The organism is Anoxybacteroides tepidamans (assembly GCF_014201465.1).
In the GTDB taxonomy this organism is placed as follows: domain Bacteria; phylum Bacillota; class Bacilli; order Bacillales; family Anoxybacillaceae; genus Anoxybacteroides; species Anoxybacteroides tepidamans.
In genome coordinates this window covers 249,755-265,861 of sequence record NZ_JACHEP010000002.1, presented here as the reverse complement: position 1 = coordinate 265,861, position 16,107 = coordinate 249,755, and the positions used below count along the sequence as shown (strand labels likewise).

General features: G+C 42.3%; 19 protein-coding genes. All 19 read left to right on the top strand.

All coding sequences use genetic code 11. The annotated features are described in order from the left end of the window. The 19 genes from murD (at position 1) to HNQ34_RS04120 (ending at position 15,889) form a co-directional block, all read left to right on the top strand. Positions 1-1,353, top strand: a complete 1,353-nt coding sequence (gene murD, locus HNQ34_RS04210) for a UDP-N-acetylmuramoyl-L-alanine--D-glutamate ligase (RefSeq protein WP_183251877.1) — start codon at positions 1-3, stop codon at positions 1,351-1,353. A gap of 37 nt (positions 1,354-1,390) precedes the next feature. Further along, positions 1,391-2,491 (top strand): stage V sporulation protein E, encoded by a 1,101-nt coding sequence (spoVE, locus tag HNQ34_RS04205; protein WP_183251875.1) that lies wholly within the window; start codon positions 1,391-1,393, stop codon positions 2,489-2,491. 144 nt (positions 2,492-2,635) lie between these two features. Beyond that, entirely contained in the window at positions 2,636-3,547 is a 912-nt protein-coding gene (gene murB / locus HNQ34_RS04200; RefSeq protein WP_183251873.1) for a UDP-N-acetylmuramate dehydrogenase, read from the top strand. A 124-nt stretch (positions 3,548-3,671) separates the two neighbouring features. Continuing rightward, the gene (locus tag HNQ34_RS04195; protein WP_183252220.1) at positions 3,672-4,457 is read left to right on the top strand and encodes a cell division protein FtsQ/DivIB; all 786 of its coding nucleotides are present in this window, start codon (positions 3,672-3,674) and stop codon (positions 4,455-4,457) included. Further along, positions 4,438-5,145 (top strand): DUF881 domain-containing protein, encoded by a 708-nt coding sequence (locus tag HNQ34_RS04190; RefSeq protein WP_183251871.1) that lies wholly within the window; start codon positions 4,438-4,440, stop codon positions 5,143-5,145. The genes HNQ34_RS04195 and HNQ34_RS04190 overlap by 20 nt, the downstream gene beginning before the upstream one ends. 23 nt (positions 5,146-5,168) lie before the next feature. After that, positions 5,169-5,888: a DUF881 domain-containing protein gene (locus HNQ34_RS04185; RefSeq protein ID WP_246363803.1), complete on the top strand. Its 720-nt coding sequence runs from the start codon at positions 5,169-5,171 to the stop codon at positions 5,886-5,888. Position 5,889: 1 nt separating this feature from the next. Next, entirely contained in the window at positions 5,890-6,243 is a 354-nt protein-coding gene (locus HNQ34_RS04180; RefSeq protein ID WP_183251866.1) for a small basic family protein, read from the top strand. A gap of 115 nt (positions 6,244-6,358) precedes the next feature. Further along, positions 6,359-7,639, top strand: coding sequence for a cell division protein FtsA (gene ftsA, locus HNQ34_RS04175; protein WP_183251864.1), 1,281 nt, complete (start codon positions 6,359-6,361; stop codon positions 7,637-7,639). Positions 7,640-7,770: 131 nt separating this feature from the next. Continuing rightward, the gene (gene ftsZ, locus HNQ34_RS04170; RefSeq protein ID WP_183251862.1) at positions 7,771-8,907 is read left to right on the top strand and encodes a cell division protein FtsZ; all 1,137 of its coding nucleotides are present in this window, start codon (positions 7,771-7,773) and stop codon (positions 8,905-8,907) included. A gap of 345 nt (positions 8,908-9,252) precedes the next feature. After that, the gene (gene spoIIGA / locus HNQ34_RS04165; RefSeq protein ID WP_183251859.1) at positions 9,253-10,179 is read left to right on the top strand and encodes a sigma-E processing peptidase SpoIIGA; all 927 of its coding nucleotides are present in this window, start codon (positions 9,253-9,255) and stop codon (positions 10,177-10,179) included. A gap of 51 nt (positions 10,180-10,230) precedes the next feature. Then, a complete protein-coding gene (gene sigE, locus HNQ34_RS04160) occupies positions 10,231-10,950 on the top strand; it encodes an RNA polymerase sporulation sigma factor SigE (RefSeq protein ID WP_183251857.1) in 720 nt (239 codons plus the stop codon). A gap of 104 nt (positions 10,951-11,054) precedes the next feature. After that, the gene (gene sigG / locus HNQ34_RS04155; RefSeq protein ID WP_183251855.1) at positions 11,055-11,834 is read left to right on the top strand and encodes an RNA polymerase sporulation sigma factor SigG; all 780 of its coding nucleotides are present in this window, start codon (positions 11,055-11,057) and stop codon (positions 11,832-11,834) included. A gap of 98 nt (positions 11,835-11,932) precedes the next feature. Next, positions 11,933-12,175: a YlmC/YmxH family sporulation protein gene (locus tag HNQ34_RS04150; RefSeq protein WP_183251853.1), complete on the top strand. Its 243-nt coding sequence runs from the start codon at positions 11,933-11,935 to the stop codon at positions 12,173-12,175. Between the two features lie 78 nt (positions 12,176-12,253). Beyond that, entirely contained in the window at positions 12,254-13,066 is an 813-nt protein-coding gene (gene pgeF / locus HNQ34_RS04145) for a peptidoglycan editing factor PgeF (protein WP_183251851.1), read from the top strand. Position 13,067: 1 nt separating this feature from the next. Then, entirely contained in the window at positions 13,068-13,742 is a 675-nt protein-coding gene (locus HNQ34_RS04140) for a YggS family pyridoxal phosphate-dependent enzyme (protein WP_183251849.1), read from the top strand. Between the two features lie 16 nt (positions 13,743-13,758). Further along, entirely contained in the window at positions 13,759-14,196 is a 438-nt protein-coding gene (locus HNQ34_RS04135) for a cell division protein SepF (RefSeq protein ID WP_183251847.1), read from the top strand. Between the two features lie 3 nt (positions 14,197-14,199). Continuing rightward, entirely contained in the window at positions 14,200-14,463 is a 264-nt protein-coding gene (locus HNQ34_RS04130; protein ID WP_183251844.1) for a YggT family protein, read from the top strand. 58 nt (positions 14,464-14,521) lie between these two features. Further along, positions 14,522-15,295: a YlmH family RNA-binding protein gene (locus tag HNQ34_RS04125; RefSeq protein WP_183252219.1), complete on the top strand. Its 774-nt coding sequence runs from the start codon at positions 14,522-14,524 to the stop codon at positions 15,293-15,295. Between the two features lie 75 nt (positions 15,296-15,370). Next, the gene (locus HNQ34_RS04120; protein WP_183251842.1) at positions 15,371-15,889 is read left to right on the top strand and encodes a DivIVA domain-containing protein; all 519 of its coding nucleotides are present in this window, start codon (positions 15,371-15,373) and stop codon (positions 15,887-15,889) included. The last annotated feature ends 218 nt before the right edge of the window (positions 15,890-16,107 follow it).

Sequence of the window (16,107 nt, the reverse complement as noted above, 5' to 3'; positions counted from 1 at the left end):
TTGAAACAAGTAACATATCAAAATCAACGTGTATTAGTGCTTGGTTTAGCGAAAAGTGGATTAGCTGCGGCTATGTTGCTTCATGAACTTGGAGCAAGTGTGACGGTGAATGATCAAAAGCCGCTTGATGAAAATGAAGAAGCAAAACAGTTGGAGAAGCTTGGAATTCGTGTTGTTTGCGGACGACACCCGCTTGATTTGCTTGATGAACCATTTGATTTGCTTGTGAAAAATCCGGGGATTCCGTACTCCAATCCAATCGTTGCAAAAGCGATGGAAAAAGGCTTGCCGGTCGTGACCGAGGTGGAACTCGCCTACGAAATTTGTGAAGCACCGTTTATCGGCATTACCGGTTCGAACGGAAAAACAACGACTACGACCTTGATTTATGAGATGTTACAAGAAGGCGAAAAAAAGCCACTAATCGCTGGAAATATCGGAACGGTTGCCTGCGAGGTGGCGAAAACAGCCCGTGAAGACAATTGGCTTGTTACCGAGCTGTCCTCGTTTCAACTGATGGGTGTTCGGACATTTCGCCCGCGTATTGCTGTACTGCTCAACATTTTTGATGCCCATTTAGACTATCACGGAACGAAAGAGGCATACGCACAAGCGAAAGGGAACCTGTTTAAAAACCAAACCGCAAACGATTATGCGGTTGTGAACGCGGACGACGAATGGGTGAGAAAGATTGCCGACTTGTCTAACGCTACGAAAATATGGTTTTCTGCAACGAGACCGTTGGAATGCGGTGCTTATTTAAAAGATGCTCTTCTTTATTGGAACGATGAAAAAATCATCAATGTGTCCGAGATTGCGCTGCCTGGAAAGCATAATCTTGAAAATATATTAGCTGCTGTTTCTGTGGCAAAACTGATAGGTGTAGACAATGAGGCAATCGTCCGTGTGTTGACGACATTTACAGGTGTGAAACATCGCCTTCAATATGTAAGCACGATTAACGGAAGAAAATTTTTTAACGACTCAAAAGCAACGAATATACTAGCGACGCAAAAAGCACTGTCAGCATTTCACGATCAGCCGGTAATTCTTTTGGCAGGCGGACTTGACCGAGGCAATGAATTTGACGACCTCATCCCTTATTTGCACCACGTAAAAGCGATCGTTTTATTTGGCCAAACGGCTCCAAAATTAGAGAGAGTGGCTAAAGAAGCAGGAATAGAAACGATTTATCATGTCGATAATGTGGAAAAAGCGGTGCCTGTTGCTTATGAAATATCGCAACCGGGCGATATTATTTTGTTGTCACCTGCTTGTGCAAGCTGGGATCAATATAAAACTTTTGAACAAAGAGGGGACATTTTTATAAGTGCGGTGCATAAGCTGAAATAAGAAGGACAAACCGTTCATAAAGCTGAGGTGTTGGGCATTGCCGCAAAAAAAGTCTGCGCCTGATTTTTTGCTTATTTTTCTTACGTTTTCGCTTCTTGCGATCGGGCTTGTCATGGTTTATAGTGCTAGCGCGGTGTGGGCGGAGTATAAGTTTCATGATTCATTTTTCTTTGCGAAAAGACAGCTATTATTTGCCGGTGTTGGTATCATCGCCATGTTTTTTATTATGAATGTTGATTACTGGGTATGGCGCGACTGGTCGAAAATGCTGCTCATTATTTGCTTCGTGCTCCTTGTGCTTGTTCTCATTCCGGGGATTGGAATGGTTCGCAACGGTTCGCGTAGCTGGATTGGCGTCGGTGCGTTCTCGATTCAACCGTCTGAATTTATGAAGCTGGCGATGATCGCTTTTTTGGCGAAGTATTTATCGGAACATCAAAAAAAAATGACGTCGTTTAAACAAGGATTACTTCCTTTGTTAGCGCTTGTGTTTGCAGCGTTCGGCATGATTATGTTGCAGCCTGATTTAGGGACGGGAACGGTCATGGTCGGTACTTGTATTGCGATGATTTTTGTCGCCGGTGCCCGCATCAGTCATTTTATCGGGCTTGGAATACTCGGACTGGCCGGCTTTGCCGCACTTGTTTTATCAGCTCCGTATCGAATTAAACGCATTACGTCTTTTTTAAACCCATGGGAAGATCCGCTTGGAAGCGGATTTCAAATTATTCAATCATTATATGCGATTGGACCTGGCGGGTTGCTCGGTTTAGGGTTAGGACAAAGCAGGCAAAAGTTTTTTTATTTGCCTGAGCCGCAGACGGATTTCATCTTTGCGATTTTAGCTGAGGAACTAGGATTTATTGGCGGTTCGCTCGTGTTGTTATTATTTAGTTTGCTTCTTTGGCGAGGGGTGCGAATCGCTTTCGGTGCCCCTGATTTATACGGAAGTTTTTTAGCGATCGGGATTATTTCGATGATTGCGATTCAAGTGATGATTAATATTGGAGTTGTAACAGGACTTATGCCTGTAACCGGGATTACGTTACCGTTTTTAAGCTACGGCGGTTCATCGTTAACGCTAATGTTGCTAGCGATTGGCGTATTACTGAATATTAGTAAACATGCTCGATATTGATGCAAAAAAAGGGGACGATCTCTCAGCAAGATTTTCGGAGAGACAGCCCCTCTCGTTTTGTTTATGTCTTAGTAGCGGTTGGCGAGAAAAAATCATACGATAATAGTAAAGGCAACAAGAGATGCAGGAAAGGGGAGGATGTGCATGCAAACATTAGTAAAAGAACTATTAGAAGCAAACGTCGGGAAAGTGAAAGAAAATGAACCACTTGCTCATCATACAACGATCAAAATTGGCGGGCCTGCGGATGTGTTTGTCGAACCAAATAGCATCGAAAGCTTACAAAAAGTAATGGCTATTATTCAAAAACATCAAATGAATTGGCGGGCGATTGGCCGCGGATCGAACTTGCTTGTGTCCGATGAAGGAATCGAAGGAGTCGTCATTAAGCTTGGTGAGGGGCTCGATGACCTGCTCATTAACGATGAGGAAGTAACGGTTGGCGGCGGCTATTCTCTCATTAAACTAGCGACACTTACTAGCAAACAAGGATTATCAGGGTTAGAGTTTGCTGGAGGAATTCCAGGTTCGGTTGGTGGAGCCGTCTATATGAATGCGGGGGCGCACGGGTCAGATATGTCACATGTTTTGAAAAAAGCGCAAATTTTATTTCCGGATGGAACGATTGAGTGGCTGACAAATGAAGAAATGGAGTTTGCTTATCGAACGTCGATTTTACAAAAGAAACGTCCGGGTGTTTGCATCGCCGCTGTTTTGCAGTTGAAAAAAGGGAAACGTGAGGAAATTGTAACCGCGATGCAAAAAAATAAAGATTATCGCCGCGATACGCAACCGTGGAACTATCCTTGCGCGGGTAGCATTTTTCGCAATCCGCTGCCAAATTACGCCGGAAAGCTAATTGAAGAAGCAGGATTAAAAGGGTATGCGATCGGCGGTGCGAAAATTTCTGAACAGCATGCGAATTTTATTGTTAATATTGGAAATGCAAAATCTCAAGATGTTTTAGATTTAATTACCTATGTCAAAGGGACGATTCAACGATTATATGGAATTGAACTGGAAACAGAAGTAGAAATTATTGGTCGAAAGTCCTAAAAATTAGGCCGCCTTCTTTTCCGATATTGTGTTATAATAAAAGTAGATTTGTTCAAAAAATGTAACGGCATGAAAAAATGCCGTTTGTTTTATTGTTTGTAGGTGTCGGAAAGCGGTGAGCGAGTTGGAAAAAGAAAAAGTTGTTGTTTTAGAAGAACGTGTTCCGAAGCTGAAACAGCGGCGAAGACAAAAAGTGAATCGCCGATTAACGGCTTATATTGCTTTCTTTTTTATGCTTATTTTATCCATCATTTATTTTCAATCACCGTTAAGCAACATTCAGCATATTGAAGTAAAAGGAAACCAGCATGTTTCGGCCGGACGGATCATCGAATTAAGCGGTTTAACAAATCGGACAAGCTTTTGGAAAGTAAAAGCAGAGCAGGTCGAACGGGCGATCGAGTCACATCCAGAAATCAAGCAGGCGAAGCTGAAAAAGCAGTTTCTGAATACAATTGTACTATACGTAAAAGAGCGAAGAAGAATCGCTTACATTGAGCATAAACAAACATTTTTTCCGCTCCTTGAAAACGGTCAAATTTTAACGGAAAATAAGCCGAAAACGGCGTTAAGTGACGCGCCGATTTTAGTTAATTGGAAAAAAGGAGAAGACATTCAAGAAATGGCAGGACAACTGGCGCAACTGCCTCCGTACATATTGAATGCTATTTCCGAAATTCATTATGCACCGACAAAATACGATCGATATCATATTACAGTCTACATGAATGATGGATTTGAAGTGAGTGCTAACGTGCAAAACTTTGCTGAAAAAATGTTGTTATATCCAGCGATTGTAAAGCAGCTGAATCCGAACGTAAAAGGCGTCATTCATTTAGAGGTAAGCAACTACTTTAAAGCTTATGACGAAGAAAAAAAGGGAGATGGCAATGAAAAAAATACGAGGTAACGATGTCATCCTTTCCTTTGTTTGTCTTGTGTTAGGATTTATGCTTTCCTTTTCCTATCAATACACAAAAGATCAAGCGACAAAGCGAAACATCACGGATCGGCAGTGGCAAAAAGAGTATGAATATAGGCAAATGCTCATTCATGCGCAAAAAGAAAACCGAAAGTTAAAGGAAGAGCTCATGAAAAAACAAGAAAAAGTGAGACAAATCGAAACATCGTTAGCAAACAAAAAAGCAGCGTATGTCGATCTAGTAAAAGAGGCAGAACAATTGCGCATGTACGTTGGAAAAGTGAAAGTAAAGGGAAAAGGAGTCGAAGTGACGCTAGCGGATGCTTCTTATATTCCGAACGAACAAAATGCGACAAACTACATCGTTCATGAGCAGCACGTGTTTGCAGTCGTGCATGAATTGTTGATCTCTGGAGCGGAGGCGATTGCGATCAACGGCCAGCGAATATCGCACCGATCTTATATTGTTTGCAACGGGCCTGTGATCGAAGTTGATGGTGTGCAGCACGCTGCCCCGTTTGTTATTTCAGCGATCGGCGACCCCAACGTGCTTACTTCAGCACTCAATATCGCCGGAGGTGTGAAAGATCAATTAGTGAATGACCATGTTGTTGTTAAAATTGCGAGCAAAGAAGAGATCGTATTAGAGCCGATTTTTCGTACGAATCATGATTAGAGATGGAAAGTTTGGTGATCGCGTTGAAACGAAAAACAATCCTTCATTTCACACTGATTGCAGCGATTATCGGGTTTATGCTCGCTGTTCAGTTTCAAACAACTAAGCGGCCGATCGTGCGCGATACGCGCGATATTTGGGAGCTGCGTCAAGATTTAAAACAAGAGCAAGAGCTAGAGCAGCAACTTTTGTTAGAAATTCGCCGCAATGATGAAAAGATACAAAATTATGAACAAAACCATCTTGCTGATCAACAAACGGCGTTGCAAGAAACTGTTGATGAGTTAAAAAAAGAAGCGGGATTAACAGAAATACGAGGCGCCGGATTGATCTTGACGATCGCACCGTTTTATCCGGAAAATTATGTAGGTCCAATTGCGTATACCGTTTCTCCTGAATTATTAAAGCGGTTTATAAACGAGCTGAACATGTATGATGCAAAAGAAATCGCCATCGCAAACGAACGGATCACCAACACAACAGCGATTCGCGATGTGAACGGTGTGACACAGGTAGGAAACGCGAAAATTTCCTCGTTGCCGATACAGGTGAAAGTCATTTCGGACGATGTCACAACATTATATAATCGATTAAAAGTGTCGACGATTTATGACGATTTTGTCATTGAAAACTTGCAACTCACTGTTTCCGAACCGATGTCTGCGATTGTTATTCCAAAATATTACAGAGAATGGCAAATCCGCTACATGGAAGCAGTAAAAGCCGAAAAGGAGGAATCATAACGTGTGGCTTCCGTTTATCGGCTTCATTATTGGCGTTATATTAGGACTGTTAACGGATTGGCGCATTCCTGATGAATACTCAAGCTATTTATCGATTGCGGTATTGGCGGCATTTGATACGCTAATCGGTGGAATTCGTGCTCATTTGCAAAATGTGTATGATGAAAACGTCTTTCTAACCGGATTTTTTTTTAATATCATTTTAGCTGCAAGTTTAGCTTTTCTCGGTGTTCATCTTGGTGTAGACTTGTATTTAGCAGCCGTGTTTGCTTTCGGAGTGCGATTGTTTCAAAACATCGCTGTCATTCGCCGAATTTGGCTTGCTAAATGGATGGAGAAACGGCAAAAGTCATAAAAAGTTGATGCAAATAAAAAGGAATGATTCTTACCATGTTGAATATATGAATAAAAACTTGTTTGTCGCTGTTCGATCCATCGATACGTTAGTTTGTTAAAGGGGGTGCCAAAGAATGAACAGCAATGAAATCGTTGTTAGTCTTGACATCGGTACATCCAGTGTTAAGGTGATTATTGGGGAAATGCTGAATGAATCATTGAACATTATTGGCGTTGGCAATGTGAAATCCGAAGGTCTGAAAAAGGGTTCCATTGTTGATATAGATGAAACGGTTCAGTCGATTAAGCGAGCGATTGACCAAGCAGAAAGAATGATTGGTTTAACGATTCATCGTGTTGTTGTTGGTGTGAATGGAAACCATATACAATTGCAAGATTGCCATGGCATTGTCGCTGTTTCAAGCGAAAATCGCGAGATTACGGATGAAGATGTGGCGCGCGTCATCGATTCCGCTCAAGTCGTGTCGATTCCACCTGATCGCGAAATTATCGGGGTCATTCCGAGGCAGTTTATTGTTGATGGCCTTGATGGCATTAGCGATCCGCGCGGAATGCTCGGAGTGCGCTTAGAGATGGAAGGAACGATGATTACAGGAGCAAAAACAGTTTTACATAATTTGCTTCGCTGTGTCGAGCGAGCAGGATTGGAAATTAGCGATATTTGCTTGCAGCCACTTGCAGCTGGTTCGCTTGCTTTATCGAAAGATGAAAAAAATTTGGGTGTCGCTTTAGTCGATATCGGCGGCGGGTCTACGACTGTTGCTGTTTTTGAACAAGGATTTCTTCAAGCGGCATCCGTTCTCCCAGTCGGCGGCGATCATATTACAAAAGACATATCGATTGGATTAAGAACGTCTACGGAAGATGCTGAAAAAATTAAGCTGAAACATGGCCATGCTTTTTATGACCTTGCTTCAGAAGAAGAAATCTTCAGTGTTCCGATCATCGGCACAGATCAGCATCAACAGTTTACTCAGCTTGAGGTTGCTGATATTATTGAAGCAAGGCTTGAAGAAATTTTTCAATTGGTGTATCAAGAAATTCGTAAATTAGGATTCCGTGATTTGCCGGGCGGATACGTTTTAACAGGAGGAGTGGCGAACATGCCAGGAATTTTGGAACTAGCTCAAGTGGTGCTAGGGAATAATGTTCGCGTTGCTATTCCTGATTATATCGGCGTCCGCGACCCGCAATATACAACAGGGGTAGGGCTGATTAAATTTGCTTACCGACACGCGAAATTGCAAGGCCGGGGGACTCCTGTGGCAGCTGCAGTAGCTGAATCGTCGGAAAAGCGGCTGCCAAAACAGCAATCGTCTAAAGCGAAACCAAAAGGAAAAGAAGAAAACTTAGGACAAAAAGTAAAAAAGTTTTTCGGTTATTTCTTCGAATAGCCCCCCTCGTGATACAAAAATGCATCATCAGTCGGAAGGATGAAAATTATTTTGTCGAATACTTTTAATTTACACATTTTACGGTTTTACTATTTTCAGGATCGAGATCGAATTATTGGGAGGATTTTGTCATGTTGGAGTTTGACACTACTGTTGATCAGTTAGCAACGATTAAAGTCATCGGTGTTGGCGGCGGCGGAAACAATGCTGTAAATCGAATGATTGAACATGGCGTACAAGGTGTAGAATTTATTGCGGTCAACACCGATGCACAAGCTTTAAATTTATCAAAAGCTCCAGTTAAATTGCAAATTGGTGCGAAATTAACGCGCGGATTAGGAGCGGGGGCAAACCCAGAAGTTGGGAAAAAAGCGGCGGAAGAAAGCAAAGAACAAATTGAAGAAGCGTTGAAAGGCGCTGATATGGTGTTCGTAACGGCAGGAATGGGTGGTGGAACAGGCACAGGAGCAGCGCCGGTTATTGCACAAATCGCGCGCGATTTAGGCGCGTTGACAGTTGGTGTCGTTACACGTCCGTTCACATTTGAGGGGCGGAAGCGGGCGATGCAGGCGGCCAACGGGATTGCGGCGATGAAGGAAGCCGTTGATACGCTCATCGTTATTCCAAATGACCGTTTGCTCGAAATCGTTGATAAAAATACGCCAATGCTCGAAGCGTTCCGCGAAGCAGATAACGTGCTTCGCCAAGGGGTACAGGGCATTTCCGACTTAATTGCCGTTCCAGGACTAATCAACCTTGACTTTGCCGATGTGAAAACGATCATGTCGAACAAAGGTTCAGCGCTCATGGGTATCGGGATTGCCAGCGGTGAAAACCGTGCGGCAGAGGCTGCGAAAAAAGCGATTTCTAGCCCATTGTTAGAAACATCGATTGACGGGGCGCAAGGGGTATTAATGAACATCACTGGCGGCATGAACTTAAGTTTATACGAAGTGCAAGAAGCTGCAGATATTGTTGCGTCCGCTTCTGACCAAGATGTAAATATGATTTTTGGCTCTGTCATTAATGAAAACTTAAAAGATGAAATTGTCGTGACAGTCATTGCAACTGGGTTTAATGAAAGCGAAGCGCAATCGTCTCGTCCGCTTCGTACTGGATTCGGAACGACACCGAAGCCAAGCGCTGGCGTCAAACGCGAAAAACGCGAAGAACAAGCGCAAGATTATAATAACTCATTCCGTTCTTCGCAAGCGGAAGATCCGCTTGATATCCCGGCTTTCTTGCGCAACCGTAACCGCCGTAGGTAACAAGAAAAGCGGAGGTGGCTCGCGCCTAAGGTTAGCGGCGAAATGTTGCTTAGCTCCTTTGACAGGCGCTACAGGGGTCTGCGAGGATGCTTTGACCGCCACAGCAGGATCGAAGCGGCTCAAGAGGCTAGATGCTGTAGACAATAAAGCGAAGCGGTGCGATAATGTGATTGTAAGCAAAAGAGCATGGATCATTGTGATTCGTGCTCTTTTTTTATTCGCTTTTCTTTGACAAAAAATTCGTTTTTTCACCATCATAAATTGACAGACTTTCCAATAAGATGTACTATATACTATTTTCAGAAATTGCTTGGCTCTGTTCCTTATAAAAAGGAGGCTATTGGATTGACGGTGTATTTAGATGTCATCTGGCTGCTAAATTTTTGCTTTGATGGATTATTGCTTTGGTTGACGGCGGTTATGTTAAAAAGGAATATCATATGGTGGAGGATGGCCGCAGGAGCTTTAATAGGTTCTTTGATGGTGCTACTCATGTTTACTCCGTTTTCGTTATATGTTCAGCAGCCGTTTATCAAACTGCTTTTTTCGATTCTTATCGTTTTCATTTCATTTGGATTTAAACGTTTTCGCTATTTTTTGGAGAATTTATTTACTTTTTATTTTGCTACCTTTATGGTCGGAGGGGGATTGATAGCCGTTCACTACTTTTTACAAAACGAAATACAAATGACAAAAGGAACGCTTACGACATACTCATTTGGAACAGGAGATCCTGTCAGCTGGCTATTCGTCTTAATCGGCTTTCCGATCTTATGGTTATTTTCGCGAAAACGGATCGATGGCATTCGTGAGAAAAAAATACGCTTTGATAGCATTGTAGACGTGATGCTTGCGTTTGATGGGGTGTCTATTTCGTTAAAAGGACTCATCGATAGCGGCAATCAACTTTATGATCCGATAACTAAAACTCCTGTCATGATCGTTAGCGCAGATGAAATGAAAGATGTTTTGCCGCCCTCATTGTTCGAAATTATGAAATTACAGAACGGTTTAACCTCTTTATATGATGAACAGATTGGAAAATGGTCACATCGATTGCGCCTCATTCCTTATCGTGTCATCGGCAAAGAACAGCGGTTTTTACTAGCGGTAAAACCAGACCGAATGATGATTTGTTATGAAGCGCAGTGGCTCAACGTATCAAAAGGGCTCGTTGGATTGAATGAAATGAGCTTATCAACAGATGGAGAGTATCAATGTATTATACATCCGAAAATGATCCAGACAGGAAAACGGATAAGTGCTTCATAAGTTTGTTACTATATCATACGCATTTTTAACTAAATTAGAAGGGGGATTTTCGTGAAAGTGTGGAAGCTTCGCCTCATTTATTTATGGCATAAGCTGTTAATGAAGCTAGGGATCAAGACCGATGAAATTTATTATATCGGCGGGAGCGAAGCATTGCCGCCGCCGCTTACAAAAGAAGAAGAAGAGATGTTGCTGCAAAAGCTTCCGTTAGGAGATGAAACGGCCCGTTCGATGTTGATTGAGAGAAATTTGCGCCTTGTCGTTTACATTGCGCGGAAATTTGAAAACACCGGCATCAACATTGAAGATTTAATTAGCATCGGCACAATTGGGCTTATTAAAGCCGTCAATACGTTTAATCCTGACAAAAAGATTAAGTTAGCGACTTACGCTTCCCGCTGTATTGAAAATGAAATATTAATGTACTTGCGGCGCAATAATAAAGTGCGATCAGAAGTATCGTTCGATGAACCGCTTAATATCGACTGGGATGGAAATGAGCTGCTGCTGTCAGATGTGCTCGGTACAGAAGATGATGTTATTACGAAAGACTTAGAAGCAGATGTCGATCGCCACCTTTTGCTGAATGCACTTCGGCAATTAAGCGATCGTGAAAAACAAATTATGGAACTTCGCTTTGGCCTTTCCGGCGGGGAAGAAAAAACACAAAAGGATGTAGCCGATTTGCTTGGGATATCGCAATCGTACATATCACGTCTAGAGAAGCGGATTATTAAACGATTGCGTAAAGAATTTAACAAAATGATGTAATGAGGGGCGCACTGTCCCTTTTTTCATGCATTGGATATGTGCATATTTTTCCTCCCTGAGGAGATACTGAACATTGACAGCATCTCCTGATGGGAGGGAAAGACTTGACAAGAAACAAAGTAGAAATTTGCGGTGTGGATACATCAAAGCTTCCAGTATTAAAAAACGAGGAAATGCGAGAACTGTTTAAGCGAATGCATGAAGGAGATTTAGAAGCGAGGGAAAAGCTTGTAAATGGGAACTTGCGCCTTGTGTTAAGCGTCATTCAACGTTTTAATAACCGCGGAGAATTTGTCGATGACTTGTTTCAAGTCGGTTGTATCGGACTTATGAAATCGATTGATAATTTTGATTTAAGCCAGAACGTTAGATTTTCCACGTATGCTGTACCAATGATTATCGGTGAAATTCGTCGCTATTTGCGCGACAACAACCCAATCCGTGTGTCACGTTCATTGCGTGACATTGCTTACAAAGCGTTACAAGTGCGTGAAAAATTAATGGGGGAAACGGCGAAAGAGCCGACCGCTGAAGAAATCGCGAACGTACTTGGCGTGCCGCACGAAGAGGTCGTGTTTGCGCTTGATGCGATTCAAGATCCGATTTCGTTATTTGAACCGATTTATAACGATGGAGGAGACCCGATTTATGTGATGGACCAATTAAGCGATGAAAAAAACCGTGACAGTCAATGGATTGAAGAAATCGCTTTAAAAGAAGGGTTGCGCCGCTTGAATGAACGAGAAAAAATGATTATTCGCAAACGTTTTTTTCAAGGAAAAACGCAAATGGAAGTGGCCGAAGAAATCGGCATCTCGCAAGCGCAAGTGTCGCGTTTAGAAAAAGCGGCTATTCGCCAAATGAATAAAAATATTCAAGTATGAAGAGTTGTTCTATCGCGAGCAACTCTTTTTTTTCGGAAAGGTCACGGCGAACATGTCATATAGTGAATTAGAAGATGATAAAAGCGGGAGGACTTGCGATGATTAAAATTTCCGAATTTCAAACGAAAGATGTGGTAAATGTAGCAAACGGAAAAAAATTAGGGAATATTGGTGACATTGATATCAATTTGCAGACAGGACAAATTGAATCGCTTATTATTTTAGGAGCAGGAAAAGTGCTCGGGCTTTTTGGCCGTGAAGAAGAAACGGTCATACCGTGGCGCAACATCGTAAAAATCGGAACTGATGTCATTTTAGTTCGTTTAAATGAAAGTGAATAAATAATAATTATCATCTGTAAGCAATCTATGATAAAATAGGAAAAAAAGTGATAAAAATCTACAAAGAGGATGACGAGGATGTCGGAAATTTTTCATCCAGTTGGCGAGGAGCTGCTAATGTTAACAGACTGGCCGAATGTGGCCGCCGGCTTTACAACGAAACACGGAGGCTTTAGCGAATCGCCGTTTGCGACGTTTAATCTCGGCTTGCACGTCGGCGATGCCGAACCGTTTGTCGAGCGCAATCGTCAGAAATTAGCGCAATTATTGCAGTTTCCGCTTGAAAGCTGGGTTTGTTGTGAGCAAACACATGATTCACGTATTGAAAAAGTAACGAAACGCGATGCGGGAAAAGGGGTATGGCATCTCAATACGGCGATTGCTCATACGGACGGATTATATACGAATGAAACAGGACTTTTATTAGCGTTATGTTTTGCAGATTGCGTGCCTCTTTATTTTGCTGCTCCTAAACATGGAATGATTGGCATTGCTCATGCGGGATGGAAAGGAACGGCCAAAAACATCGCGGGGGAAATGGTTCGGCTTTGGCATGAACGGGAACATATTCCGCTTGAGGATATTGTTGTCGCGATCGGTCCATCGATTGGTTTTTGTTGTTATATTGTCGATGACCGCGTCGTCGATGCGGCGGAAAAAGTGTTAGGGGCAAAAGAAGTGCTTCCTTATCGTGAAATAAGCGTAGGACAATATGCTCTTGATTTAAAAGAGCTGAATCGGCTATTACTTATAAAAGAAGGAGTGCGCGAACAACACATTAAAGTGTCAAATTATTGCACGAGCTGTGCGGCAAATGTGTTTTTCTCGCATCGCCGCGACAACGGCCGAACTGGAAGAATGATGGCGTTTATCGGCAGGAAGGAGGAGTGACATGTCCGTTCGCGATCATTTAGCGATTATTCGTGACAACATCGAAGCAGCATGCAAACGAGTTGGCCGTGATCCTGCTGGCATTCGTATCATTGCGGTAACGAAATACGTAAGTATCGAACGGGCAAAAGAAGCACTAGCTGCGGGAATTACAGATTTAGGAGAAAATCGCGATGATGGGCTGTTGCAAAAATATGAAGCAATAGGGCGAGAAGCGATATGGCATTTTATTGGAACGTTGCAGTCGCGCAAAGTGAAAAATGTCATTGATAAAGTCGATTATATTCACTCGCTTGACCGTCTGTCGCTCGCACATGAAATCGAGAAGCGGGCAGCAAAACGAATCAAATGTTTTGTGCAAGTGAACGTTTCAGGAGAAGAAACGAAACATGGCTTGTCGAAAGATGAAGTGATTCCGTTTATTGAACAGTTACGTGATTTTTCAAAAATTGAAGTGGTGGGGCTGATGACAATGGCACCATATACGGATGATGAAGCGTTCCTTCGGCAATGTTTTCGGCAATTGAAAACATTGCAGCAACATGTACAAGCATTACATATTCCGAACGCTCCGTGCACTGAATTATCGATGGGAATGTCGAACGATTACGTCATTGCAATCGAAGAAGGAGCAACGTTTATTCGGCTAGGAACATCGCTTGTTGGAAATGAATGATAGGAGGTGTAGAAATATGGGACTCATCAAAAAGTTTAAAGATTATTTTTTAGAGGAAGATTATGAAGAATATGAAGACGAATATGGAGAAGAGGAGGAGCAGGAACCTTCTCCTCTATCGGCAGGAAAAGGGACGGCAAAGCAAAATGTCGTCAGTTTGCAAAGCGTGCAAAAATCGTCGAAAGTGGTGCTTATTGAACCAAGAGCTTATGCGGAGGCGCAAGAAATCGCCGACCATTTAAAAAACCGCCGCGCCGTCGTCGTGAATTTGCAGCGAATTCAACATGATCAGGCGAAACGCATCGTCGATTTTTTAAGCGGCACGGTTTATGCAATTGGCGGAGACATTCAACAAGTTGGTACGAGAATTTTCTTGTGCACTCCTGATAATGTCGATGTCACTGGTTCGATTTCAGTTGTTTCCGAAGACGAGACATCAATGAAAAGGTGGTAACATATGTATAGCTTGCTTACGTTTTTAACAACGATTATTGATATATATTCTTATGCGTTGATCGTGTATATTTTAATGTCATGGTTTCCGAATGCGCGAGATACGAAAATCGGCCAGCTGTTAGCGGCGATTTGCGAGCCGTATTTAGAGCCGTTTCGCCGCTTCATTCCACCGCTTGGCATGATTGACGTTTCACCAATTGTGGCTCTATTTGTGCTCAACTTTGCGACGAGGGGATTATACGCGCTATTTAACATGTTGAATTAGTGTAGGGAATCCGGCACAAGGGTTCCCTTCTTTACGAGAAGGTGTAATGGTAATGGCTATGAATCTATATCAACATTTTCGCAAAGAAGAACATCATTTTATTGACCAAGTGCTTCAATGGCGGGAGTTTGTCAAAGCGCAATATTGTCCGAAGCTCACCGATTTTCTTGATCCTCGTGAACAAGAAATCGTTCGGCTTGTGATCGGGAACGATGAAGAAGTGAATCTTTCATTTTTCGGCGGCGCTTCGTTCGTCGAACGTAAAAGGGCACTTTTATATCCATCGTATTTTCAACCGGAACAAGAAGATTTTGCTCTTACGCTTTTTTCTGTTCGTTATCCGAGCAAATTTGTCTCACTTGAACACCGACAAGTATTAGGCTCGCTTATGTCGCTCGGCTTAAAACGCGGAAAGTTCGGCGATATTTTAATAAAAGATGAAGGTGTTCAGTTTATAGTGGCAAAAGAAATCGCTGATTACACTCGCCTTCACTTTCACGCTGTGGGAAAAACAAAAATTTCACTGGAAGAAAAGCCGTTGACCGAAATAATCGTCCTTGAAGAACAATGGAAGGAAGCGACGGTCACCGTTTCATCGTTAAGGCTTGATGCGGTCTTATCGCAAGTGTTTGGCGTATCGCGGCAAAACGCACAGTCGCTCATCGAAAACGGCCTTGTCAAAGTGAATTGGAAAGTTGTCGAACAAGCGCATTTAGAATGCAAAGAAGGGGATGTGCTTTCTGCGCGCGGGCTAGGCCGTTTGAAAATGATCGCGATCGATGGAAAAACAAAAAAAGATCGATGGCGCATTCAAGTTGGAACGCAAAAATAATCGAATCGTTGCAGGGATTCACAGAAATATGTCGAATGATAATAAAAAGGAATTATGCAGACGGAGGTGGCATTCGTGCCTTTAACGCCATTAGATATTCATAATAAAGAATTCAGCAAAGGATTTCGCGGCTATGATGAAGATGAAGTCAATGAATTTTTAGATCAAGTGATTAAAGATTATGAAATGGTTATTCGCGAAAAAAAACAGCTTGAAGAAAAAGTAGCGGAATTGACGGAAAAGCTTAATTATTTTACGAATATTGAAGAAACATTAAATAAATCGATTTTAATCGCTCAAGAAACAGCGGAAGAAGTTAAACGAAACGCACAAAAAGAGGCAAAACTCATCATTAAAGAGGCGGAGAAAAATGCGGATCGCATCATTAGCGAAGCGCTCGCTAAATCGCGGAAAATCGCGCTTGAAATCGAAGAGTTAAAACGGCAGTCGAAAGTGTTCCGCACCCGCTTCCGCATGCTCGTAGAAGCGCAGCTTGAAATGCTGAACAACGACGACTGGGATCATTTAATGGAATATGAAGTCAAAGACATTGAAATCGATGAAGATGAAAAGGAAGAAATGAGCCAATCTTGACGAATTTTGCCCGTTTCGCATATAATCAAAATAAATGTTCATTTTAATACAAAATACAGATCATGAAAGAAGTATATCCAAACGCGTTTGCGAATGGAGTAGAAGGTGTAGAGCTATATCCGGTTAAGCGGAATATTGCTTAGCGATAATGTTTCATAACAATTTTTCATGTCTTTTATATGTTGAACATTATTCATGACTTAATAACAGGTAAAATG